This window comes from Nostoc sp. UHCC 0302 (genome assembly GCF_038096175.1).
GTDB lineage: Bacteria > Cyanobacteriota > Cyanobacteriia > Cyanobacteriales > Nostocaceae > UHCC-0302.
Map to the genome: position 1 here is coordinate 7057637 of NZ_CP151099.1, position 25157 is coordinate 7082793.

The window sequence follows — 25157 nt, forward strand, 5'->3', positions numbered from 1 at the left end:
AATAGTGGATGTACTAAGAATTACTTCCAGTCGATGCTGTACCTGCTCAAGTCTTTAGTATTTTTGGTAAATTTACGCTCCAGAGTTTGCTTAAGTGCGATCGCTTATGTGATTACTCGACTGGCTGATTTAACTTAATTTTCAAATTATGAGCTTAAGTAGCTCAACTCAATTAAGTATAAAACGATAGTAAGGTGCGTTGTCGTGCAGCGCAACGCACCATCTTGATATCAACTATAGAGGTGCGTTAGGCGTTCCGCCGTAACACACCCTAAATCTGGTAAATTGTTCCAAAATATGTTCTCTTTCAGAGCAAATTCCATAATTTTGGAGCTTTTTACCCAATCCCCTTTAGTGTAATTAACTGCCCTTTGATACAGCGTCTCCAGGGCCAGCTGTAACTATCACCAAATTTCCTGGCTTAATTAAATCCTGGATTGCCTGCTGTACCTGAGCCATAGTAACTGCTTGAATTTTCTTAGGAAAATCTCGAATTTCTGCTGGAGAAAGCCCATAGACATCATTATCCAAAATGATGCTAGATACATCACTGGGATTAGCTAAATCCACAGGATAACTGTTAGTAATCGAGCGTTTTGCCGTGTTTAATTCAGCCTCAGTTACTCCTTGCTCACGCAACTGTTTGAGTAAACCAAGGGTGCTACCGATCGCTTTTTGAGCATCCCCAGGAGCAGTCTGCATCTGAATCAAGAAGGGGCCAGGATTGACTCCGGCAGCAAATCCACTGTAAATACCGTAGGTTAGACCTTGGCGATCGCGTACTTCAGTACCCAAACGGCTAGATAAGGTATCACCGCCTAAAATCTGATTCAGTATCAGTGCCGCATAGTAACGCGGGTCTTTTCGAGAAATGCCATTGTAGCCAATGTAAGTAACAGCTTCTGTCTTACCAGGAATCACCTTATTTACCTGTTTCAAGGTTTGCAGTGCTGGTACAGTCGGCAACTTCAGAGCAGGTGGCTTACCTGTAGCTGGCCATTTGCCGAACTCCTGATTGAGTAATGCTTTCACCTTAACTGGATCGAAGTCACCAACTAAAGCGATCGTTGTGGTATCTGGACGGTAGTGTTCTTGATAAAAGCGGAGCAAATCATCGCGAGAGATACTCTTTAGAGTCTCGGCTGTGGGAAAGCTGTAGAACGGATGATTTTCTGGGTAAATTGCTTGCTGGAATACCCGTCTTCCCAAACCTCTGGGGTCATCTAGCTGCACTTTGAGATTAGTCAACGCCCGCTGACGACTAAGTTCCAACTGTGCAGTCGGAAAAGTAGCATTTTTTACCACATCAGCCAGAGTTTGAATTAATATCGGCAGATTTGCTGAAAGTCCTTGACCACTAATGCTGACTCCTTCGCGGCTAGCACTAAAATCTAGACTAGCTCCCCGGTCTTCTAAGGTTTTTGCTATGGTTAGAGCATTTTTAGTCTGCGTGCCATTAATTAAGTTACTAGCAGTCAAAGTTGCTAATCCAGCTTTTTGATTGCCATCAAACTCACTGCCAGCATCAATGTTGCCACTAAGATTAATTGTGGGGAGACTGCGATCGCTCAATAACAAAACCCGCAAGCCATTGGCTAGGGTAAATTGTTGTGGTAGCGATTGTTTACTAGAATCTGTTACTGAGGTTGCGGGTGGCAAGTATTTCGCCAGTTCTGCTGGATCTACGGGCTTACCAGGGCTAAAGTTTTCCACTGTGCGACCAGAACCAGCATTGGAAGTTCCTGGTTTTCCATCTAGTTGGGTTGGTTCAAAATAACCGATGGTTTGTTTAGCAGGATTGAGGTAAGTTTTGGCTACTCGCAGTACTTCCTCTGGAGTGACTTTAGCGATCGCAGCCAGATACCGTTCAATAAAATGATAATCACCCGCGACAGTTTCGTTATAACCCAGTTGATTTGCTTGACTGGTGATGTCCTGGTTACCCAGTACATAGGAGGCTTGTAGCTGTGTCTTCGCGCGGTTCAATTCTTCTTGAGTGACTGGCTGCTGCTGTAATTTTGTCAAAGTTTGCTGGAGTACCTGAGCAATCTTACTTAACTGTTGACTTGGCGCTGCCGTAGCACTAATTTCATACCAACCCGGTTCAATCAGTTCAGCAGCACCTCCACTAACTGAACTGGCGAGTCCAGATTCTACCAAAGCTTGATAAAGCCTGGAACTACGTCCACCCGTTAGAATGGCATCCATCACATCAATCGCTGGTACATCAGGATGCTTAATGTCTGGTAGCGGATAAACGGCTTGTAATAGTGCCGTACTTCCAGGTTGTTTTAAAACAATTGGCTCTTTCTTGGCAATAACAGTAGTCGCACTCACCAAAGCTGGATTTTTAGCCGCTGCCGTTTTGTCTCGTTTTGGCAGCTTGCCGTAAGTTTCTTTAACCACTTTGAGTACAGGTTCTGTAGCAAAATCACCTGTAATCACCAAAGTTGCATTCTCTGGACTGTAGTAAGTTTGGTAATAATTACGTACTTGTTCTAGCGTAAATTTCTCTACATCGGCTTTTGTACCTCCCACAGGTAAGCCATAGGCTCGATTGGGGAAAGCTGCTCGCATCACTGCCCGATCAAGACGATAGCTAGGTGAGTTTTCATAACCTTGCAACTCAGAGATCACCACTCGCTTTTCACTCTTGAGTTGCTCAGACTCAACTAAGGCATTTTCCATGCGATCGGCTTCTAGTATCAGCAATGCTTCCAGCTTATCCCGCTGTACTGTGCCATAGTAAACTGTTTCGTCATAACTGGTAAAAGCATTGAACTGACTGCCCAAAGCACTAAACAGTCGTCCAAACTGCACTGGACGAGCAGTAGTACCCTTGAACATCAAATGCTCTAATTGGTGAGAGATGCCATTTACTCCTGCACCCTCATTGCGCGAGCCAACCTTATACCAAACCTGGACACTTACCACCGGAGCGGTATGGACTTCTTTGGTTAACACCGTTAAACCATTATCCAAGACCGTTTTCTGCACCCCTTGGGTGAAGGATACAGCAGACACAGGTGGGGCTGCTGTAGGGGTAGCAGCATTGGTTAAATTATCCGAAAATGGCGCGGTACTTAAGAAAAGGCTGAGGAACAACCCTATAAGTATGTATGAGCGTGGCTTCATAAGCACTTCAAAATCTGAAATTATAAAACACAACCCCAAAGGGCAGTTCAAAATTTAAATCTAACCCAAGTTATTAGTTATGGAGGTAACAAGGCACAAAACAAGTAAGCTCCCCTGAACACAAAGGAAAAATTTAGTAAATAAAATCACATTATTTTAGGGCTTAAAACTTGCTTACACTTAGAAGAATAGATTTCTAAATACTGCTGAATACATTTCGTTAACTTCGCCCTTGTGTTTAATGTAAAGTTTAATATGTTAAATTTACGTAATTAGTGCTTTTACGTAATATCAAAATTTAGTTTTAAGCAGAAGGCTTATTGCTCACATCGAGGAAAGGATTAAAAGAGAAGAAAAATAATATCAATTTTCCCAAAAGAGACTACAGATTCAAACTGCTCACTTACCAGTGCAAAATTACGTATTGTTTCTCTTACTCTGATTTCTCTGCGCCTCTGCGGTTCGTTAAAAAGTTATATATTATTTTCGTGGGAAGAGAGCAAGAAATGCAAATTGAAACTCGCCTTGTTAATTGTGGTGTAGTTTGCTCTTCCGGGCAAGGAATCGCATTTTGTCTAGCTTTAGGGTGGGCAATGTAATGTCCACCCTAAGAATCTGCTAAACTTCAATATCCAGAGTACGCACTACAAAAGCCCACTTGTCTGATGCTTCCTCGATAATTTTATCAGTGGGTTTACCTCCACCATGCCCCGCTTTAGTCTCAATTCTAATTAGCGTTGGTGCATCACCTGCTTGAGCAGCTTGCAAAGCAGCAGCAAATTTAAAACTATGAGCAGGAACAACGCGATCATCATGATCAGCTGTGGTAATCAAAGTTGCAGGGTAAGCTGTATCTGGTTTGATGTTTTGCAATGGTGAATAGGCATAAAGCGTTTTGAACTCCTCTGGATTATCTGGAGAACCATATTCAGAAGTCCAAGCCCAGCCAATGGTGAATTTATGGAATCGCAACATATCCATCACACCTACTGCTGGTAAAGCAACACCGAATAGTTCAGGACGCTGAGTCATACAAGCACCCACCAGCAATCCACCATTACTACCACCAGCGATCGCTAGTTTTGCTGATCTTGTATACTTATTAGCAATTAGCCACTCAGCAGCAGCAATAAAGTCATCAAAGACATTCTGCTTTTTCTCCTTCATTCCTGCTTGATGCCATTCTTCGCCGTACTCGCCGCCACCGCGGATATTAGGCATAGCATAAACACCGCCCATCTCCATCCATACCAAGAGACTTACAGAAAAACCCGGTGTCATTGAGGCATTAAAACCACCATAAGCATAAAGATAAGTGGGGTTATTCCCATCTAATTTAATGCCCTTTTTGTGAGTGATAAACATCGGCACTTTTGTGCCATCTTTGCTGTGATAAAAGACTTGTTTCGTCTCGTAATCTTCTGGATTAAAATCTACCTTTGGTTGGCGAAACAGCTCACTTTTATCTTTCACCATATCGTAGCGGTAAATAGTGCCTGGGGTAGTAAAGCTGGTAAAACTATAAAAAGTTTCAGTATCATTACGTTTACCACCAAAGCCACCTGCTGAACCGAGTCCAGGTAATTCTACCTCGCGTAAAAATCCACCTTTGAGGTCAAAAATTTTGATTTTGGTGTGAGCATCTTGAAGATAATCAGCAACAAACTGGTTATTAAGTATACCAACGCTTTCCAGCGTTTCTGCTGTTTGGGGAATAAGTTCTTGCCAATTTTCTAGCGTTGGATTTTTGGTATCAATTGCGATAACTCGTCCCCGTGGTGCATCTAAATTTGTGCGGAAATAGAAGATGCGATCGTCATGGTCTATGAAACTATAATCTGCCTCAAACTGGTTAATTAGTTCTACAATTTCAGCATTAGCATTAATCAAATCTTTGTAGAAAACTAAATTTTTGGAATCTGTTCCTAACCAAACTGAAATTATTAAATACTGTCCATTTTCTGTGACGTCACCACTAAAACCCCATTCTTTTTGGTCAGGGCGATGGTAAATCAGTACATCTTCTGATTGAGGTTTACCTAATCGATGATAGTAGAGCTTTTGATAATAGTTAACATCTTCTAATCTAGTCTTTTCATTTGGCTCATCGTAGCGACTGTAGAAAAAACCTTGATTATCACGCGTCCAAGATGCGTCAGAAAATTTAATCCATTTGAGGTGGTCTTGTAAGTCTTCACCACTTTCGACATCACGGACTTTCCACTCTTGCCAATCAGAACCAGAGCTAGAGAGACCATATGCTAAAAGTTTACCGTTATAGCTGATAGATAATCCCGAAAGGGCAACAGTACCATCTTCAGATAGTTTATTGGGGTCGAGTAAAACTTTGGGTTGGTCGTCGAGGGTTTTTAGAGTGTAAAGGACGCTTTGGTTTTGTAATCCATCGTTTTTGAAATAAAAGTAATGTTCCCCCTCTTTAAAGGGGATACTGTATTTTTCATAATCCCAAAGTTTCGTAAGGCGCTGTTTAATTTTTTCCCTAACAGGAATTTCATTTAGATAGGCAAAAGTAATTTTATTTTCTCCCTCAATCCAAGCTTTTGTTTCTTCGGAGTCAGGATTTTCTAACCACCGATAAGGATCTGTAACTAAAGTACCGTGGTAGTTATCGGTTTGATTGCTTTTGTGGGTGAGTGGATAAGCTAGACGTTTTTCAGAGTAGGCCATAGTTTGGGATAAAACTCTTTTGTGTGCATAGAACTTAGATGATAGAGTTATCGGCTCATAACTTACTATCTCTATCACTCTCTTATTGTTATCATCTCCTGCAAAATTCTGAGAGTCGAAAGCATTAATTTTGACTTGTTCCCATCTCTGGGTTATACCAATTTAAAAAAAGAATGTGACAAATTCTGTAGAGACATAATGAATCGCGTCTTCACCCAAAAATGTGTTGCAATCATTAATTGAATTGGTATTGGTAAGCTAATCGGCACGTAAGTTGCATAATAGAAAGATGAAGACGTTTCAAAGCAAAGATGCCACCACCAGCCAAGAACTTTTTAACGCCGTCACAAGTTAGTAAGCTACAACAAGCTCTGAAAGAGAGCGAGCAGCCACACGTCAGGGAAAGAATTCTCATTATTCTGCTACAGAATGATGGGAAACCACAATACGAGATTGCTAAATTTTTAGGCTGTTCGCATAGAACAGTAGCATATTGGTGTATGCACGGTGATCCTGATAATTTGGAAACTCTACATAATAAAAGAGAGGACGAATATTACCGAAAAGCTACGCCTGAATATATTGAACTGTTATTAAAAACTGTTGACCAAGAACCCTCAGATTTAGGGTATGAATTTGGAAAATGGACAGCAGAGCGACTAGCTACATATTTAACCGAAAAAACAGGAATTGATTTAAGTAGCTCTCAAGTAAGGAGGATATTAAAGCGAAAAAAGTATAGCTATATCTGGGCTAAGTATAACCTGGAAGATAAACAAAACCCAATAGAGAGAGCGAAGTTTAAAGAAAAACTTGCTCAATATTTATCAATAGCGCGAGAACAGCCAGAGCGTTTGCAGGTATGGTTTTGGACGTTAGCGTAGCGGGCGCGCGTACCCGCGCGACGAGTGGTTTTAGTTTACGCGTGATTCGTCGCAAGGGTTGGGGTAAAAAAGGAAAACGCAAGAATATTCCAGGACAACGACGTTGTGGTCGAGTAAACGTCATGGGAGCAATTCGAGAATTAGACCGGAAACGCGTATACTTTTTTGTAAAAAAGGGAAATGCAGATATTTTTTATGAGCAATTACAACAATTAAATGAACTAATAAAACAAGAGTGGGTAAGTAAAGGAAATGTGGGTAAAGATTTCTCGAAGTATGGGCCAAAGATAATTTTAATTTTAGACAATGCTAGTTTTCATAAACGCAAAGATATTCTAGCTAAAATATCCCAAGAGTTCCCGAATTTTATTTTAGAGTTCTTGCCTGCTTATAGCCCTGACTATAACATTATCGAATTAGTTTGGCATTCATGTAAAGAGTATATTGCTCATCGCTTATTTAAATCAGTAGATGAATTACAAACACTGCTAGATAAGTTGTTGAATCAAGGCGAGTTAGTGATTAAGTGGCATCGGAAAATCAAACATAAAACTAATTTCAGCTATGTTGCAGCTTAAATGCTGATTAGCTTACTCTGAATGTAACTTAACCTGAGTTCGGGATAAGGAAAAGGACAGGTAGTAAGCTGAAAATAACGAAAATCCAGCAACCTGCCCTATGTTTAGTTTAGATGTTTTGTTTTGCCACGTAGATGATTTCTGTCAAGCATTTGAAGCGCAATGGCACAAACAGCTATTAAAGCATGAAGGAATCAAACGCATTCGCGCAAAAAGCCTATGTTTAAGCGAAATCATGACAATTGTCATTGCGTTCCATCAAAATCACTACCGCAATTTCAAGCATTTTTATTTAGATCAGGTGAAACAGCATTGGCATTCGGCGTTTCCAGGATTACCAAGTTATCAACGATTTATTGAATGGATACCATCGACGTTGATACCTTTGTGCGTGTATCTCAAGCATTGTTTTGGCAAATGTACGGGTATCGGTTTTATCGATTCAACTAGTTTGAAAGTCTGCCATAATCGTCGGATTTCACGCCATAGGGTGTTTCAAGGTTTAGCCGAGCGTGGGAAGACTTCTGTCGATTGGTTTTTTGGTTTCAAACTGCATCTGGTGGTTAATGAGTTTGGTCAACTCTTAAATGTGACTATCACCCCTGGTAACGTTGATGACCGTCAACCAGTACCTAATTTACTCAGCAATCTGTTTGGAAAAATCTTTGCTGATAGAGGCTATGTCTCCCAGAAACTCGCTGCGCAACTTTTACAAGACTTCGGAATTGAATTTTTTGCCAAACCTCGTCGCAACATGAAAAATAAGTTGATGCGTCTTCTTGACTTGCTTTTGTCCCGTAAACGCTCCATCATTGAGACTATTAACGACCAACTCAAAAACATTTCTCAGATTGAACACTCTCGTCATCGCAGCCCAGTCAATTTTTGCGTTAATGTTCTGTGCGCTTTAATCGCTTATTGTCATCAGCCTAAGAAACCTAGCCTTCAACTTGAGTGGCTTTTTCCTTCATCTGTTTAACCCGAACTCAGGTTAACTTAGTCTCATCTGTCCCAACAGCAAAAGGTAGCAACCAGCCACAGCTGATAATTGCTACCAAAAAAGTTACCAAAAGCCGATGTGTGAGGCTTTTAAAATTTTACATTTAGAATTATTAAACGGTGGTGCTGTTAACCAGTTTTTCACCTTTTAACATCCGGGTGGCAGCTTCGAGTAAAGCTTCTTCGAGATAGGGTTTGGTAAAGTAGCCGCTAGCACCAAGTTGAACTGCCATTTGCCTGTGCTTGTCTGCCCCACGCGAGGTTAGCATAGCAATCGGCAGGTGATTGAGGTTAGAGTCTTTCTGGATGCGAGAGAGTAACTCCAGACCATCGCAACGGGGCATTTCAATGTCGCAAAATACGATATCGCAAGGCAACCCGGAGCGCAGTTTATCCCAAGCTTCTTGTCCGTCACGTGCTTGTTCGACGCGATAACCAGCTTTATTAAATGTTAGGGAAAGCAACTCTCTAACTGTAATTGAGTCATCAACAATTAGCACTGTTGGATCAATCTTCTCTGGGGCAGTCGGAGTAGTCTTCTGTTGCCAATTACTGCTACCAATTTGTGTAGAAATCCGTCCTTGGAAGATGTCAATTATTTCTAGCACGTCAGCAATAGGCATAATGCGACCATCACCCAGGACTGTAGCACCAGCTACACCAATGGGTTTAGGGGCTGGGCCTTCAAATTGCTTAATTACAATTTCTTGTTCACTCAATACCTGATCAATTTGTAAAGCAATCAGAGTAGTCCCCGATCGCACTACGACCACAGAAACCATATCATCATCTCGATTACCGCCATAGACGCTACCGCGACTAAGTTGGCGATTGAAAGTTAAAAGGTCTTTGAGGGGTCGGAATGCCAGCAAGGTATCACGCCAGGAAATAAATGATTGCCCATTGGCGCTGTGCTGGATATTTTTGACTGGGATATCTAAAGTATCTTCTACGCCATCCATTGGGAAAGCAATCCGCGCTTTATCAGAGACGCAGCAGAGAGCTTTACAAATACTCAGGGTTAATGGCAGACGAATAGTGAAGATGGTTCCTTTACCAACAGCAGAATCGGTGTTAACTGTGCCACGAATTTCGCTAATCTCAGAGCGCACTACGTCCATACCTACACCCCGACCAGAAATTTCATCTGCCTGGTCTTTAATAGTAAAACCAGACTGGAATAACAGGTCGTAGACTTCTAGGCGAGACATGGTTTTGGCTTGCGCTTGTGTAATCATGCCAATTTTCACTGCCTTCGCCTTAACTCTTTCTGGATCGATGCCTGCACCGTCGTCGCCTACAGAAATTACAGTTTGGTTACCTTGGTGGAAGGCACGGATGGTAATAATTCCCACGGGTGGTTTCCCAGCAGCTTGCCGTTCTTCTGGCGTTTCAATACCGTGAGCGATCGCATTATTGAGCATATGCGTCAGCGGATCTGTAAGATGATCCAAAATCATCTTGTCAATTAAGGTATCGCCACCTTCAATCACCAACTCCACTTGTTTGCCGCACTTGATGGCATTGTCGCGCACTCCTCGCCGCCAGCGATCAATAGTTTGGGCAAAAGGAACCATTCGCGCTCTTGTTAAACCCTCTTGTAGCTGGGTTGTTACTTGGCGGAACTGCCGCGCCACTCGCTCGGTTTCTTCGGTAACAAAGTCAATATCACTTGCCGACTCACGTACCCGCACAATCCGCTCAATCATCTGTTGAGATAGTGTATGGAAAGGAGTAAAGCGATCCATTTCTAACTCGCTAAAACCCCGGTCGGTATTGGAGTCCTGGGATGGAGTGCCGCCAGAATCTTTCTTTTTGCGCCCAGCTAATAGAGAAGCTTCCAGTAGCGATCGCTCGTACAATTCCTGCATCCTCGCTCCCACATCCGAGAGTTGTTGCACCTGAATCAGCAAGTTATCTAGTGATTGCCGTAGACGTTCATGATCTTGCTCTAAGGTGTTACGGTTTACTACCAACTCTCCAACTAAATTGCTCATATCGTCCAGTTGTTTGACTGGAACCTTCATCGTTTCTTCAAATCTTGCAGCACGACGAGTAGAGGAGCGTGTAGTTTTACCTATATTTGTTTTTAGCAATGATGAGTGCGATATTGTTTGATCGGCTTCTGCCAACAACTTCTCTAAATCACCAAATTCATCTGTATCTGTTAATCGAACTACATTTTTAGCGGTATTTTCAGATTGTGTTTCTGCTTGAGTGCTGAAAGGCTGGTGATAATTTGGTGTTGCTGTTGCCTCATTATTGTCTGTACCTAGCAATGCTTCGAGGGCAGCAAAATCTAGTTCTGGTATAGAGGTAGTATTGGGGATAGCTGCTTCTGCTTCTAGTAATGCTTCCAAGTCCGCAAATTCATCTTGGCTAGGAATATCATTTTCTAAAGCAACTGGTTGAATTATTTCTGTTGTTGCCGATCCTGCCTCGACTGCTTGAATCTCATCAACACTGGCATTTTCTTCATCTTTTGCTGGTACAAGTTCAATTGTCTCTTCTAGATCCAACACTTGCTTAGACAAATCTAACACCAAATTGGACTCATCCAAACTTAAATCTAAGGCTGCAAATTCATGTTCTTGAATAACAGTTTGTGAGAAATCATCGACGGCTGTTAAATCATTATTTTCCGTGCTTTCTTCGTTTTCTGGTAATTTTTCCTGATTTGCCACTTCTGGCAGAGCAATTTCTGTAAAGAATAAATCATTCTCAAATAAAAATTGTGGACTGTCTAAGGTGTTTTCATCGGCTGTATCTAACAGACTAGGCTGAATTTCAAGTGTTGCTGCCAACAAATCCTCGTCTGGATGATCTGTAGTGTCTACTTGAACATAGGGAGAATCTACTGTAGGAACGTCCGCAAATAAAAATTGTGGACTGTCTAAGGTGTTTTCATCGGCTGTATCTAACAGACTAGGCTGAATTTCAAGTGCTGCTGCCAACAAATCCTCGTCTGGATGATCTGTGGTGTCTACTTGAACGTAGGGAGAATCTACTGTAGAAACGTCCGCAAATAGAAATTGTGGATTGTCTAAGGTGTTTTCATCGGTCGTATCTAACAGACTAGGCTGAATTTCGAGTGCTGCTGCCAACAAATCTTCATCTGGATGATCTGTGGTGTCTACTTGAACATAGGGAGAATCTACTGTAGAAACGTCCGCAAATAAAAATTGTGGATTGTCTTCGCTGCTGTCGTGGAGAGAATCAAATAAATCAATTTCTAGATCGGCAAATGTTTGGGGAGAATCAATAGCAGATGTCTCTGTATGTTGATTAGTAAATTCTGGAATAAAATCTAAAGTTTCTGGTGCTTGCAACAAGCTACGAATTTCTTGTGGAGAGACTGAAGTTTCTAACGTACCTATCTCTTCGCTGTTTTCTTGAGGGAAAACCGTTGAGTTACTTGGTTCAAACTCCTCAAATAAATCATCTCCAGCATCTGAGGAGAATAGTAGGTCTAGCTGCTCTTGTGGCTGGAAAGTTATACCAAAATTTTCTAAATTAAAATTGGTTGAGGAAGATAGTAGTGACTCCCGACTCTCAGCAAAAATGTCATCAACAGCTGCCGCAAACAAACTCTCTTCTAAGTCCCTAGCTACATCCTGCTCAATGAGAGCATCTAATTCTTCTTGTTCTGCTGTGGTTTCCTGATTCCAAAAGTTGCTCAGGTCATCTTCTGAGTTAGAAAACTCAGACGCTGTTGTTGGGTTTAAATCAAATAAATCACCAATTTCTAACTCAACCGTAGGTGGTAGCTCATATTCTTCCGTTTTAGTAAACAAACTCTCTAAAGACAAACCTTGAGGCTGAGATTGGGATGAGTTTGATTCTACGTAGTCATCTAGGGTAATTTTCTCTACCCAATCTGTGTTCCCTGTTTCTAAGAATAATTCATCCAAACTGTTCTGTTGCTTGAAAGATGGTTCTATACTGGCGATCGCCTCTACTTCTGGTTGAGTTACTTCACTTGAAGGTAGTGATTCACTATGATCATCTGGTGCTATTGCCAATAAATCTTCAAGCACATCATTGTGGCTCGGATTTGTTTTTAGAGATTCCATAAACAGATCCGAGTCATCAGTTGCCGTAACTTCTTCTAAAGTATCTGAGAAAGAAGAGTCTAAATTTAGAGGAATTGCAACATTGTTCAGTTCTACATTTGTAGCTGGTGTTTGTAAATTTTGTGGTTCTGAATTATCTTTTTCTAGGAAGTGGTCGCCAAATAACAAAGATATATCTTCTACAGCGGTTGTTGTTATTAGCTGCTGCTCGTTGCTCGTATCTTCATCAAACAAGAGTAAATCAGATAAGTCGCTATCACTGTCCTCAGCGTCGCTGTTGCCAAAATCAATTCCCAATTCATTGGGACTGGTAATGTCTAAAATTTCCTCTTTTTGCCAAGTTTCATCTAGATCAGGAGTCTCTCCTTCAAATAAATCGGCAAGAGTATTTAACTCTGCTATTCCTACCTCTGGCCCATTGGGGTCAATACTCCTATTAATCGGATGTACCTCAGTTTCATGATCAAACAAGGTGTTAAAAGCAGAATTACTCTGACTCAGAACGCTTTCTGTTGTCGCTTGTAAATTAAAAGAGTGATCTTCCCTCGTAATTTCGTCTAAATGAAGTATTTCGTTCTCATTTACCTTAGATAGGCTAATTTCGTTAGCTTGTAGTGGTAACCACCCAGCGTTCGCTGTTTCGAGAGTGTTGCTAAACAGAACTGTCTCTAGCGCAGTTGATGTTTCTATCAAAGCCGCAGGTTGTTTGTCACCAAAATCAGTGGTAATTTCTAACAGCTCAATTTCTGAGAAACTTAGAAGTGCTTCTAGTTGCTGACTAATTGTAATTTCAGCTTCTCTACCTTGTAGAACTAACTCTTGAGCTAGCTTGATTTCGGTAATGACAATTTTTGCTAGAGTCAGATAACTGTTTTCGGGATTGACAATCGCACTAGCTGCCGCTTGACACAAGCCACACCATTGGGACAAATTCTGATCTGAACCAAGTTCGACTAATCGATAACAGCATTGCTGAAGATTTTGCCGAGTTTCGGGTGTTGTTGCTTGCTTAAACAGTTGCAACATTTCCCGCAATGTTTGTAGTACCTGGGTTTGAAACTCACCCCAATTATTATTTCCTTTGGCTGTTACTGGTGTACGCACCTCTTGGGGTACTACCGAAAAAGAAATTTCTGCTGTTTTCCTGCGGGCTTCTTCTGGCAAACTGGGAATATCCCGTCGGAGGAAAAGTTCTGTAAGTGTTGTGACGCTATCTACAGAGGGTGCTTGTACTTCTATTTTAGAAGTAGTATTTGGTACTAAATTACTACTTTGTTGTACTAATAGTTCTAGATGCTCATTTAGCCATTGAAAGACCGGCTCGGTTTCTGACATGAGAGTATTAGCTGCATCTTCCGATAAACCAAACGGGCCACTCAAATGCTCTAAAAGTGCTTTTAGGGTGTCAGATACACCGAGAAATAAAGACTCTAACTTTTGGTCAATCTGAACTGGATGCTCTTTAAGAACTTTGAAACAATCCTCCAGTCGGTGGGATGTGTGCTGGATGCTAGTCAATCCAAGCATCGCCGCTCCTCCTTTGATGGAGTGAGCCGCCCGGAAGACTTCGTTAACCATTTCTGGGTCGTTCAGGGTACTCTCTAGATTCAGTAACCCCTGCTCAATTGTATTCAGGTGGTCTCTGGCTTCTTCAATAAAGTAACCCAAAATCCGCTGTTGTTGTTCCGGCAGCATAATAAAAGTTCTGAGTGCTGAGTTTTGAGTGCTGAGCAGTCATTTGTCATTTATTAAAGACAAATAACCAATGACAAATGACTAATTACCTAGTAGTTTCAATGGTTTCCACTCGGAAACGTTCAACTGAGGCGATCAAGTCACGAGATACGCCAACTAGGTTTTGAAGAGCGCCGGAAACTCGTTGTGCTTCTTGAGAAGTTTCTTGCGCTGTGAGTTCTACTGATTGCATTACATGAGCTACAGCGCGAGAAGTTTCCGTTTGTTCTACAGTGTCGCTAGTAATTGAGCGCACAAGAATATCAATGCGATTTGCCACTTGAATGATATTTTCTAGCGATCGCTTGGCTTCTTCTGCTAATTTTGTGCCTTTAATTACCTGTTGTGTGCCTTCTTCCATCGCTGTCATTACAGAGCCTGTTTCGCTTTGGATTTGCATCACAATTTGTTCAATTTCTTTCAAAGATTTGGCAGATTTGTCCGCTAGCTGACGCACTTCATCTGCTACTATGGCAAACCCGCGTCCGGCTTCTCCCGCCCTGGCTGCCTCAATACTGGCATTGAGTGCTAACAAGTTAGTTCTAGAAGCAATCTGAGAAATCAACGCTACAATCTTAGAAATTTCTTGCGAAGATTCTGCCAATCGTTTGACTTTCCGGGTGGTTTCCGCAACGGTTTCGCGAATTTCCAAAATCCCCGCTACGGTATTTTCTACTGCTTCTCCACCTTTAAGAGCGATCGTGCTAGCATCGCGGGCAACAGTTTCAGCTTCCCGCGCCGCCTCTGCTACGCGCTGAATCGAGTCAGTCATCACCTGCACAGAATTGAGTGTGACTGCTAACTCTTCTGCTTGCCGTAAGGCATCACTAGATAAGGCTCTCGCAAAGGTTTCAGAGTTGGTCGCACCTTTTGTCACTTCCTTCGCTGCCACTTTTACCTGTTGCACAATATCCCGCAGGTTTTGAATTGTCAGGTTAAATGCATCAGCTACGGCTCCTAATACGTCGGCTGTCACTTCAGCTTGTACTGTTAAATCTCCTCTAGCGGCTCCTTCCACATCATCCAAGAGACGAATCACCTGGCGTTGTAGATTTTCTTTGGCTTCTTCTTGTTCATCAGCTTTACGTTGGGCTTCATTTGTAGTTGTAAAAATGACCCGCGCCATTTCATTAAAACTACTGGATAGGTGTCCTAATTCATCTTCAGAATAGACTGTCGCTTGAGCATTGAGATTTCCTTGGCGTACAGCATCAAATTGAGTTTGCAAATCCTGGGTTGTACGGCGAATTTGCTTGAGTGTCAGATTCCCCATAAAACCTGCGGTAGCAAAACCAGCAATCCCGGCTGCTAGTGACATTGCCCAACCTGTGTTCCTGACTGATTCACGTTGTTGGGGTGGAGAAAATGTGGTGGCTACAAAGCTAACTGTAGCTACAACTAGCGCCGAAACAATGCCCACAGTCCCTGCGACTAACCATTGTTTTCTTTCTATGGGGGCATTCTCTAGGGGTGCTAGTAAACCTTGCTCGACGCTAACGTTAGGTTCTGACTTCGAGACGACATCTGTTTGAGTAAAGGTTGGAACTGCTTCTTGTGAACCAGTCATTGTAAACAGTTCTTCGTCGCGATCGCTAGCTGTATTACTTGAGCTTGCCTCCACAAATTGATTCCTGACGCTGCCACTGGTTTCCAGTGAACCAGAATGCATGGCCAGATTGCCGAAGTTAGCATCTTCGTCTATTAGGTCAAATCCTGGAATATTTCCTAAATCGTCAAATTCTTCAAAATCGTCTAAAAACTCTATATTGCTCTTAGAATTTTCTCCACTCAATCGACCATTTGTCTCTTCAGGAGAGGATATTTCTGAGCCAAAGGCAGACTCAAATGCCTCCATATCAAAACTTTCATCATCAAAGTTATTGTGATCTATGAGTTCATTTGATTTAGGCTGCTTTTCTTCTATAGCAAAACTGCTGTTAAACGATGAAGATTCTTTAGGAAAGTTGGGCTGGAAGTCTAACTCTTCCTCAGCTTCTTTTTGCTTTAACCAGTTATCTGTTGCTGCTTGAGAGAAATTATCTGGATTGCTGTATTCTAGATCATTTGTTATTGAAGTCTGTTTTAATTCATTTTCAGCAATTAATAAAGTTTCATCTCCCAAACTATTGTTTGTATATTCCAAATCACTACTAAAATTTTTAGGCTCTGACTCAATAACCAAATCAGGATCTTTTGTCCAACTCTCGCTTGTTGTTGAATTATATTCAGCAAATGGCGAAGAGTTATGATGATTTCCAGTTACAGAATTTTCGTTAGTCAAGTTTGAGTCACTAGCCGAGAAATTCCTGTCTACTGTTGGTTCTTCAAGACTCTCTTCTGAGCTATCTTCCTGCCAGAAAACTGGTAATTCTAATTCTGTTTGTTCCTCCCAAGTGTTGCTATTCGACTCTTGTTCCTGTGATTGTTGATTTAAAGCAAAAGGATCTTCACCCAAAGAGGCGGTAGAATCTGAGTTTTTATCAAACTCACTACTGTCTGTGGGTAGATCAAATGGACTATCAAAAGATAGTTCTTCTAAGGTATTAACATCTGGCTGCTCTTTGAAAGAGTTTAAATCAAGACTGGCACTATCAAACTCTTGATGAGCAGCTAAATCTGGAAATTCTTGTTCGCTATCTACCAGAGGCTTAAACTCTTCTGTAGAATTTATTTCCTCTTCGTCTGCAGATGTATGAAGCTGACCGCCTAGTGATAAGTATTGATTGATGTTCTCAAGTCCATTACTAGCAAAACCAATAATTTCTTGATCGTCAGTCAATTGCAACACTTGTTTATATTCTTCTTGTGCTACATCGTACTGCTGCAAAACGTAATATATGTGACCCCGTAATAAATGAGAATTTGGGTCAGTTGGTAGATTTTGCACCACTTGATCAACTAAAGTGGCGGCAACTTCATACTCCCTTTGTACGTAGGCTGTCATTGCCTGTTGATATGTTGGCTCGTAATTATTTATACTTGCTGCCATTTCCTCCTCCCAATTTCATCCTGCCCACCGGGCACTCCGCAAAATTGCCATTTGATCGATTAGTCGCAGACACTGATTTTTTTTAGCATCTAATAACCACTCTCCGCGTAAAAAGGGAGCCATAGTATCCGGAACATGATTTGGTGAGATGAGATGCTGGACATCCAGCCAATCCATGCCACCAATTTCCTCTACTGCTAAACCCACTATTGTGTCTTGCTCTTCAATAGCAATCACTGGAATCTCGGCTCTATCTGTGTTTAATGCAGTTGCTTCCCCAAGAAATTGACCCAAATCAGCCACCCAAATAACTCGACCTCGTAAATTTAGAGTACCCAAAAGTAAAGGAGAAGCATTAGGAATTGGGGTGATTCTGTCAGGACTTAGTTCAATTACCTCCCGGATACCAGTTGCTTGTAGTGCAAACTCCTGATGCGAAGGAATGTAAAACCTTAAATGCAACTCACCTTCGGGACTTTCTACTTGTAATTCAGGACGAAAGTGGTCTTGACCACTGCCACTTAAAAAGTCCGGTTTGCTGACCATATTATTCTCATCCTTATCCTCGCAGCAGTTGTTTGACTGTCCCCACCAACTCGGTTGGTTGAAACGGTTTGGCTATGTAGGCGTCTGCTCCTTGCTTCATACCCCAGTAGCGATCAAATTCTTCACCTTTGGATGAACACATAACTACAGGAACATTTTGAGTTTTCGGATCAGACTTTAACCGCCGACAAACTTCGTAGCCGTTCATCCGGGGCATGACAATATCCAGTACTACTAAATCGGGAGGCGTGCTTTGAATTGCCTCCAACGCTTCTAATCCGTCGCTAGCATGGGTGACTGTTAAGCCACTTGCTTTTAGGAGGTCTGTGATCATCTCCCTTTGTGCGATACTGTCTTCCACAATCAGAACTGTACTCATAAATTTCTATCTACCTCCTGATGTAGACGTTCCTGTTTGGAACATTCCCTAATTCCCCCCCCCCGTAAGCAATAAATGTATAAATAAATTCTACTTTTTCACTAAGTTTACTGAATATTGACATTCCTCTGGGGTCAGTTGATTCTGTGATAACATCTTTTACCCCATCTTTAATGGAATCAACAAGTCTTGAATCTCGTTTATACCTCCGTTTCAGAGATTTTATAAACAGAATTTATAAGGCAGAATAAAAATTTGTTTTTATGAAGCCTCCTGACGCTAGTTTTTACAAGTCGGATAACCCGCGATGTGGCTGGCTTCCCAATACCCTATTTTCCTAGGAGTTTATGTTGATATATTTCTCTACAAGCGTTATTAGCTCAGTGTCTGCGAATGGTTTGGTCAAATAATCTGTTGCCCCGACCATCCTAGCTCTGACTCGGTCAATAAATCCATCTTTACCAGTAAGCATGATAATTGGTACGAGCCTAAATGCTGTTGAATGTCGAAGCATGGCACAAATTTCATAACCCTCTAATTCCGGCATAGTAATATCGCACAAAATTAAATCCGGCTTGAGTTGAAAAACAAGACTGAGCGCCTCTAAGGGATTTGTGAGGGCGATCGCTTCATAGCCTTGTGGTTTTAAAATATACTCTACAGTTTCACCAATAGCGATCGCATCGTCAATACATACTATCCGTCCTCTATAGTTTTCCGCCAACTCTGTTTCTTTTGTATGGGTGTTTAATTTAGTCTTGACTGAATTAACTAGTTGTAGCCAACCCTGTTGCACGTATGGATAAATTACTTTAGCGACTGTCAAAATGTCTCGGTTGAGATAGCGAGCCAGTTGACGCAGGGAAGTTTTCCCATCTGCCCAATGCTCTAGTTTATTTACTGTTGCATCTGGTAACGAGGAACGTAGCCGAACACTGTCGGCTAGCACTAGTAATTGTTCAGGAGACTGAATGTGTGGATGTAGCTGTTTCCACTCTTGCAGCTGCTTGGTAATTTTTGTAATCAGGGGAGCAATTTCTAGGGTGCGTAATTGTGGAGCCAAGGCTGCACTCTGATGGAAAATAAAGTTACCTTGGTGTAAACTCAGCAGGTCAAAGAGAGTCTCATGCACCAAGCCAAGGATGATACTACCACCTACCTTCGGCTTAATAATATTCCGCTCTAAGAGTTCCCAGAGATAGGCATACTCTGGCGCATTAGTTGATGCTAGGGAAGCCAAGTGCATCTCGCCGAGTCGCTTCTCAATGCGGTAGTGACGTAAATAATCGTTAATGCGAGATACACTACTTTCACCTTCTTGGCAATAAATAATTTGACCATTCAAGAAAAAGACAAACCAAGACTGTTGCTTGGGGCGATATCTCAAACCTTCCTCTGCAAGTTGATTACTTTGGTGAGAGCTATAGGCTTCTACCCATAGTTGCCCAGTTCGCTGTCCCAACTCAATCAATTGCAGAATACTGCAAATATCAATTTCGTTTAAATTTCCCTGCATTTAGCTAAAAGCTGCTCCTTTTAATCCCGTTGATATTGTTTATCCCTTGCGCCCTCAATTTTTTCATGTTTTGAGCAGATGGATTAGGTTTTGATTATGACGTATTAGTAAGATTTTTCCCTAATCTCTTTTTCTGTTTAAAAAATATATTCAGCTACTATCCTTAAACTTTTGTAATACACTTTGGCAAAGTTAGTGATCACACGGAAGTCATGATCAACGTCATGAGTACAGAATATAAAGGCGCGACCCTAATCGCTTCTATAAATAACAAGACCAAATCTAACGCCTATAAATAGTTTTGTGTGTCTTTTCTAAACTTAGGTTCAGTCAGATAAGTTAACAGAATTATCTAATGTATATCCCAAAAAACAAATGTCAAGTGCATCAAAAGGACTAAAGGTGTGCTGTATTTAGCAGAAGTACAAAAACAGAAAGGTGGCTTACTCAGCGGTGGTTCAAAAACCGAATTGAAACTGCTAGCTTGTCAGCGCACTGACCAAAATTGGAATACTGTCTCAGAAGAAGTAATTGCTGCTGAGGAAGCAAGCAAATTAAATGATGGCGCACTGGTATTGGCTGAAGTGAATCCGAATCGTCAAGTGCAGCGGATTCAAGAAGCAGGCCGACCACTAGTGAATATTTTGCAGAATTTTTCTCGTCAACTGGAAAAGTTTAAGCTCAAAGAAGATGAGATTGATCAGTGGAAGCAGTCCTTGACGTTTCAGGCGCAAGAGTTGAATCGCCGTGAAATGGATATGGAAGTACGCTTAGAACATCTGCAACAAATGGAGGATGATGTTCAACGCCTCGATGAGGAAAAACAGCAAGTTGAAACCTCGCGCGAGGAGATTGAACGGTTGCAAGTAGAAATTGAGCGCAATCGCAAAGAACTGGAAGGAGCTTGGGAGCATTTACGCGGTGAGCAGCGTCGCCTTGCAGAGTGTCAAGCGGATTTCCAACAAGGGAGTGTTTTGGATGCAGAACAAAGTCGGGTAATTAGTGAGTTACTTGATCGCTTGTCTAGTCATGTTGCTCCTACGGAAACAGTCAGAGAACATCTGCATCTGGCTTTTGAATTGGTCGAAAGCCAGCAAGCTACGCTGAATCCACACTGGCAACAACTGGAACAGCAAAAAAGTGTGGCGGCTGCACAGCAAGAGGAAGTAGAACAACTGGCGCAAACGTTTAGCGATCGCCAAAATGCATGGCAACAGGCACAAAATTCTTTAGTACAGCAAACAGTACAGTTGCAGGTAAATACAGCCGCTCTTACCACCAAGCAAGAGTTGGCTGAAAAACTCAAAGAGCAGTTACGAAATCAGGAAGAGTTATACCAAAATATTCATACCTTGGCTGCAACATCTAGTGATGTTGTTCTCGGCCAGCAAGCTGATGTGGAAGCTTTGCAGCAAATGTCTTTAGAAGAACTGCAAAAGATTGTGCAAGACTTGCAGCATAAGTTGGAAATAGACTCTAGCTTTGTTCACGATCAAGAACAAGAACTTAAATATAAGCAAGAAGCTATAGAAGAACTAGAAAAGAAAATAAACCTAGCATCTGACCATGACCACATCAATTTAGAAATGGAACTGGCGGATGAAAAAGACCTATATCAAATGCTAAACTCCAGTTTAGTAGGACAACGCCGCAATATGCTACAGCATCAGAAGTTTCTCAAGCAACACCAAGCTGTACTGCTGCGGCGGCAAGGACATACTGTCGCTGATGAAGAAGAAGGTAACAAAGTTAATTTAGAGCCGATTCTGTTACAAATTGAAACCCAGCGACAACAACATTCGCAAGAGATACAAAAGCTGGAACGTGAGATTGAGCAGATACGCTCTGGTATTGAATTAGCTCAGGGAATGATTGACAATCAAACACATGAGCTTGAACAGAAACACCAAGAACTGAAAGTAATCGAGGAAAACTTGCTGTCCTTGCGCTCAGCAACATCTCAATCCTGGGGCCAGCTAAATGTTTATCAAGAAACATTACAACCCATTCAGGATTCTTTAGATAGTTTACGGCACAAGTTACAAGGAATTGGAGAATCTTTGTCTCAAGTCCAAGAAACTGGTGATTATCAACTCCAGACGATCGCCCAAATGCGTCAAACTATCCAAAGTTTGTTACCTCAACCTGAATTAATAGCTTCGTGAAAAGCTAGGAGTGATGAGTTAGGAGTTATGAGTTGGAGAAAATTTCTAATTCATAATTCCTAACTCATAACTGTTTCCAGCAAATCCAATCGCCTTCTACTAACGCGATCACACCACCAGGAAATGGATCGGTTTGTGACCGATTTGGTGCTGTAATTAAAACTGTTAATTTTTCGATATGTTCAAAACTAGGGGCGTCAGCCAGTATTTGCAGCAATACTTGACGCATTACCCGACGTTGCAATGCTAGTGGTGCTGTTTGCAAGACTGTACGATTTAACCTTAAAGGAAGAGCAGGGGAAGAGGGGGACAAGAAAAATTCTTGGTTTACTTCCCCAAGTGCTTCTTTTCGCAACTTCTCGGCTGCTTGCTCCAAATACTCGACTTCTGCTTGCAAAAGTTCTGCGGTTTGGGCTAATGCTGATTCTACTTGTGGGTTGAAATTATCTCGCAAATATGGTGTTAACTCTTGGCGAATGCGGTTGCGGGCGTATTTTAAATCTTGATTAGTGGAATCTTCCCAAACTGGTAATTGAAAATATTGACAAAATTGCTCTGTCTGTGTACGAGTTATTTCTAAAAGTGGGCGCACTAAGATAATGTCTGTAGTTAGTGGACGTTTCCAAGTCAGAGCCTGCAAACCATCTGCACCTGTACCACGAATTAAGTTGTAAAGTAGAGTTTCAGCGCGATCGCTTGCGGTATGCCCTGTAACTATATATTGATAATTATTTGTTTGGGCGATCGCATTTAAAGCTTGATAGCGCCAATCACGTGCAGCAGCTTCACTATTTAAAGGCTGTGTAGCAGTTTCTAAATAAAAAGGTAGATCCCAAGTTTTAGCTAAATTTTTGACATGATTAGCATTGGCTTCTGAATCAGAACGCCAGCGATGGTCACAGTGAGCAATACTTAAATGCCATACCCACTTTGGTTGTAAATCTAACAGTAGTTTGATTAAGCACAGTGAATCTTGTCCGCCGGAAACTGCTACTAATAGCCGCTGATTGCGCTCAAATAAATGGCGCGATCGGATAGTGCGATGTATTTTTGAATGTAGCGGAGTCCATACCATTTTTGACTTTTAACCACAGATATACGCAGACAAAAACCTGAGCAGCAGAAGCTGCTCAGAACTTCGGTGTGAACGCAGATAATTTTCTATTTTATCGGCGTGCATCTGTGCTACTAATAACAATGATATATTTCGCCTTGGTATCAAAATTTTTTAGTTGGGGACTGGCTACTTTATTAGGTTTTCTGCTTCTTTGAGCTGTTGATAAATTTCGTCTAATGGTGATTCTGGTTCTTCAGGACAAAATTCTAAAGCAAGCCTAACTTTTCCTTTCTTCCATCCCTCGGTAGTAAATTGTAAGACTTCACAGTTGAGTCCTTCAGTATACAGATTTGCTTCAGATGTCCCGTCTGCTCCAATATGCTCCTTTATCGCTCTAATCAAATCACGGACTTTAAAAGTTTTAGCAATATCTAATTTATTAAAAGTGTCTGGTTCTATAGACACAACTTCATCGTGGTTTAGCCTCTCGAATCCATCTCCCATAAAAATCTCCTGTCACTAAATCTATAGTTTCTATAGACATAGCGCCTCATCCGAAATAAAACTAGGAATTAATTGAAATCCGTTATAGTTTTTGGATTTTACTTGCAGCTACAACTTGCTCAACAGTCACTGCTAGTTCTGGAAAAGTAGTAGAGAGAATGCGGTCATTATTTGTAAATTTTTGCACTTGGTAGAGACCATCTATCAACTGGTAAACGAAAACGGTGGGAAGTTTAGGATTACCGAGATAAGCGCGACTGGCAATTGCAAGATAGTCTACAATCCAATACTCAGAGATACCGAGTCGCTGATACTCCTGTAGTTTGTCAATATAATCATCATCCCAGTTTGTTGAAGTAACTTCTACAGCCAATTGAATTGGCTCAATCAATGCCCCATAAGCGAGGACATTGCTATTCCACTGTGATGCATTAACTACGCTGACATCTGGATTTCTACCTTGTTCTTCACCAGTATCAGTGAACGTCCTGATAATAATATCCTTGTCAGCAATATAGTTAAGTTCTAAGCGCCTAATTTCATCGTTGAAACTTAGCATCAGAAATCTTGCTACATTTTTATGCGCTCTAGTTGGCTCCACTTTTATAATTTCTCCATTTACCAGTTCGTAGATGCCAGAGCTATCAGGATATTGCTCTAGAAACTCTTCAAAAGTTAGTTTTTTAACTGGGGTTTTAACCATATTTTCACCTGCGACAAAGCAAGCTAAAAGTAACAAAAGTAGTGATTAATGTAAAATCTGCTCCTCTTCGGTAAAATAACCCCTCTTTGTTGTTAAAGAGGGGTAGAAAGTAAAGTTATTAAAAGAACCACCCGTAAGAATGTAAACCTTTACCTAAAAGATTCACACCGAGATAGCAAGTCCAGACGACAACAAAGCCGGTGGCGGCTAAAATCGCAGGACGACGCCCTTGCCATCCGCGAGTAATTCTAGCGTGGAGGTAGGCGGCGAAAACTAACCAGGTGATTAAAGCCCAAGTTTCTTTGGGATCCCAACTCCAGTAGGAACCCCAAGCTTCGTTAGCCCAAACACCGCCAGCAATAATCCCAATCGTCAGCAGAGGAAAACCAAGTCCGATGACGCGATAACTGATGTTGTCGAGGGTTTCAGCTAAGCTAAGACGTTGTGGTGAAAGGGGTTCCGAATTTTGGATTTCAGTGTTTGGATTTTGGATTGGGGTTGTTGTGACTAAACCTAAAACAGCGGTGTTACCGTTACTGTTGCCGTTGTTATTGGTTTCAAAACGAGCAAAGCCGTTATTTTCAACGGGAGGTGTTGATGGTTGAGAAATTAGTTCAGCTGTTTTGTGCAAGCGATAGCCGTTGCTACGATAGCCACCAGTACCTACAGAACTTCCTTGTAGCTGGATATTTTGACCGCGAGTGACAACTAAAAAAGCGATCGCTAATAAAGAACCCACCATCAAAGCAGCATAACTCAACATCATCACACTGACGTGCATCATTAGCCAGTTTGACTTCAAAGCAGGTACTAAGGGTTCTGAAAGTTGCATTTGAGATGGCAGCGTCAATGTGGCAAAAGCTGCGATCGCCATAGCTACGGGGGCGGTAACAACTCCTACTAAGCGGCTACGGCTAGTATTTTCGGCAATTAAATGCACGGCGGTGATTCCCCAAGTTAAGAAAAATAGGGATTCGTACAAATTACTCAAGGGAAAATAGCCAGCTTCTATCCATCTTGCTCCCAGTAGAGTAGCCATGCACAAATTAGCGATCGCCATCCCAGCTGTTCCCAAAGCGGCTAGATAAGGCAGATTTGGAAAAGCTGCCCCTCCCCAATACACGAGCATTGTGAGAAATAATATCGCAAAGGAGGCGTTGTCCAGCCAGTTCTGGAGTGCAACCAAATTCATAAAGTCTTCTCCCCG

Annotated in this window: 13 protein-coding genes and 1 pseudogene; 3 read left to right on the forward strand and 11 right to left on the reverse strand. The window is 41.7% G+C overall.

Going from position 1 to position 25157, the window contains the following annotated elements; genetic code table 11:
* Window positions 1-360 precede the first annotated feature (360 nt).
* Together WKK05_RS30520 and WKK05_RS30525 are read right to left on the reverse strand one after the other, a co-directional pair.
* Window positions 361-3135, reverse strand: coding sequence for a pitrilysin family protein (locus WKK05_RS30520; protein ID WP_341526750.1), 2775 nt, complete (start codon window positions 3133-3135; stop codon window positions 361-363).
* Between the two features lie 618 nt (window positions 3136-3753).
* Entirely contained in the window at window positions 3754-5823 is a 2070-nt protein-coding gene (locus WKK05_RS30525) for a prolyl oligopeptidase family serine peptidase (protein ID WP_341526751.1), read from the reverse strand.
* Between the two features lie 311 nt (window positions 5824-6134).
* Here WKK05_RS30525 and WKK05_RS30530 point away from each other — a divergent pair.
* Both WKK05_RS30530 and WKK05_RS30535 read left to right on the forward strand, forming a co-directional pair.
* Window positions 6135-7285, forward strand: a pseudogene (locus WKK05_RS30530) (IS630 family transposase).
* A 100-nt stretch (window positions 7286-7385) separates the two neighbouring features.
* Window positions 7386-8264, forward strand: coding sequence for an IS982 family transposase (locus WKK05_RS30535; protein ID WP_341526752.1), 879 nt, complete (start codon window positions 7386-7388; stop codon window positions 8262-8264).
* Window positions 8265-8397: 133 nt separating this feature from the next.
* Here WKK05_RS30535 and WKK05_RS30540 read toward each other — a convergent pair whose 3' ends face one another.
* The 5 genes from WKK05_RS30540 to WKK05_RS30560 all read right to left on the reverse strand — a co-directional run bounded on the left by WKK05_RS30540 (window position 8398) and on the right by WKK05_RS30560 (window position 19521).
* Window positions 8398-14052, reverse strand: coding sequence for a response regulator (locus tag WKK05_RS30540; RefSeq protein WP_341526753.1), 5655 nt, complete (start codon window positions 14050-14052; stop codon window positions 8398-8400).
* 85 nt (window positions 14053-14137) lie between these two features.
* The gene (locus WKK05_RS30545) at window positions 14138-17080 is read right to left on the reverse strand and encodes a methyl-accepting chemotaxis protein (RefSeq protein WP_341526754.1); all 2943 of its coding nucleotides are present in this window, start codon (window positions 17078-17080) and stop codon (window positions 14138-14140) included.
* Window positions 17081-17095: 15 nt separating this feature from the next.
* Window positions 17096-17626 carry a chemotaxis protein CheW gene (locus tag WKK05_RS30550; RefSeq protein ID WP_341526755.1) on the reverse strand — a complete coding sequence of 177 codons (531 nt, stop codon included), beginning with the start codon at window positions 17624-17626 and terminating at the stop codon, window positions 17096-17098.
* Window positions 17627-17639: 13 nt separating this feature from the next.
* Window positions 17640-18005 (reverse strand): response regulator, encoded by a 366-nt coding sequence (locus WKK05_RS30555; RefSeq protein WP_341526756.1) that lies wholly within the window; start codon window positions 18003-18005, stop codon window positions 17640-17642.
* 337 nt (window positions 18006-18342) lie between these two features.
* Window positions 18343-19521, reverse strand: a complete 1179-nt coding sequence (locus WKK05_RS30560; RefSeq protein ID WP_341526757.1) for a response regulator — start codon at window positions 19519-19521, stop codon at window positions 18343-18345.
* A gap of 404 nt (window positions 19522-19925) precedes the next feature.
* Here WKK05_RS30560 and hmpF point away from each other — a divergent pair, with 404 nt between their 5' ends.
* Window positions 19926-21686 (forward strand): pilus motility taxis protein HmpF, encoded by a 1761-nt coding sequence (hmpF, locus tag WKK05_RS30565; RefSeq protein WP_341526758.1) that lies wholly within the window; start codon window positions 19926-19928, stop codon window positions 21684-21686.
* Window positions 21687-21750: 64 nt separating this feature from the next.
* Here hmpF and tilS read toward each other — a convergent pair whose 3' ends face one another.
* The 4 genes from tilS to ccsB all read right to left on the reverse strand — a co-directional run bounded on the left by tilS (window position 21751) and on the right by ccsB (window position 25142).
* The gene (gene tilS, locus WKK05_RS30570; RefSeq protein ID WP_341526759.1) at window positions 21751-22761 is read right to left on the reverse strand and encodes a tRNA lysidine(34) synthetase TilS; all 1011 of its coding nucleotides are present in this window, start codon (window positions 22759-22761) and stop codon (window positions 21751-21753) included.
* Between the two features lie 168 nt (window positions 22762-22929).
* A complete protein-coding gene (locus tag WKK05_RS30575; protein WP_341526760.1) occupies window positions 22930-23247 on the reverse strand; it encodes a KGK domain-containing protein in 318 nt (105 codons plus the stop codon).
* An 82-nt stretch (window positions 23248-23329) separates the two neighbouring features.
* Window positions 23330-23950, reverse strand: a complete 621-nt coding sequence (locus WKK05_RS30580; RefSeq protein WP_341526761.1) for a Uma2 family endonuclease — start codon at window positions 23948-23950, stop codon at window positions 23330-23332.
* Between the two features lie 118 nt (window positions 23951-24068).
* Window positions 24069-25142: a c-type cytochrome biogenesis protein CcsB gene (ccsB, locus tag WKK05_RS30585; protein WP_341526762.1), complete on the reverse strand. Its 1074-nt coding sequence runs from the start codon at window positions 25140-25142 to the stop codon at window positions 24069-24071.
* Window positions 25143-25157: the final 15 nt, after the last annotated feature.

Bases quoted from the DNA above. Each gene is read 5' to 3' on its own strand.
- WKK05_RS30535 (WP_341526752.1), top strand. From the start codon at position 7,386: ATGTTTAGTTTAGATGTTTTGTTTTGCCACGTAGATGATTTCTGTCAA.
- WKK05_RS30550 (WP_341526755.1), bottom strand. From the start codon at position 17,626: ATGGTCAGCAAACCGGACTTTTTAAGTGGCAGTGGTCAAGACCACTTT.
- ccsB (WP_341526762.1), bottom strand. From the start codon at position 25,142: ATGAATTTGGTTGCACTCCAGAACTGGCTGGACAACGCCTCCTTTGCG.
- WKK05_RS30560 (WP_341526757.1), bottom strand. From the start codon at position 19,521: ATGCAGGGAAATTTAAACGAAATTGATATTTGCAGTATTCTGCAATTG.
- WKK05_RS30555 (WP_341526756.1), bottom strand. From the start codon at position 18,005: ATGAGTACAGTTCTGATTGTGGAAGACAGTATCGCACAAAGGGAGATG.
- WKK05_RS30540 (WP_341526753.1), bottom strand. From the start codon at position 14,052: ATGCTGCCGGAACAACAACAGCGGATTTTGGGTTACTTTATTGAAGAA.
- WKK05_RS30545 (WP_341526754.1), bottom strand. From the start codon at position 17,080: ATGGCAGCAAGTATAAATAATTACGAGCCAACATATCAACAGGCAATG.
- tilS (WP_341526759.1), bottom strand. From the start codon at position 22,761: ATGGTATGGACTCCGCTACATTCAAAAATACATCGCACTATCCGATCG.
- WKK05_RS30520 (WP_341526750.1), bottom strand. From the start codon at position 3,135: ATGAAGCCACGCTCATACATACTTATAGGGTTGTTCCTCAGCCTTTTC.
- WKK05_RS30525 (WP_341526751.1), bottom strand. From the start codon at position 5,823: ATGGCCTACTCTGAAAAACGTCTAGCTTATCCACTCACCCACAAAAGC.
- WKK05_RS30575 (WP_341526760.1), bottom strand. From the start codon at position 23,247: ATGGGAGATGGATTCGAGAGGCTAAACCACGATGAAGTTGTGTCTATA.
- WKK05_RS30580 (WP_341526761.1), bottom strand. From the start codon at position 23,950: ATGGTTAAAACCCCAGTTAAAAAACTAACTTTTGAAGAGTTTCTAGAG.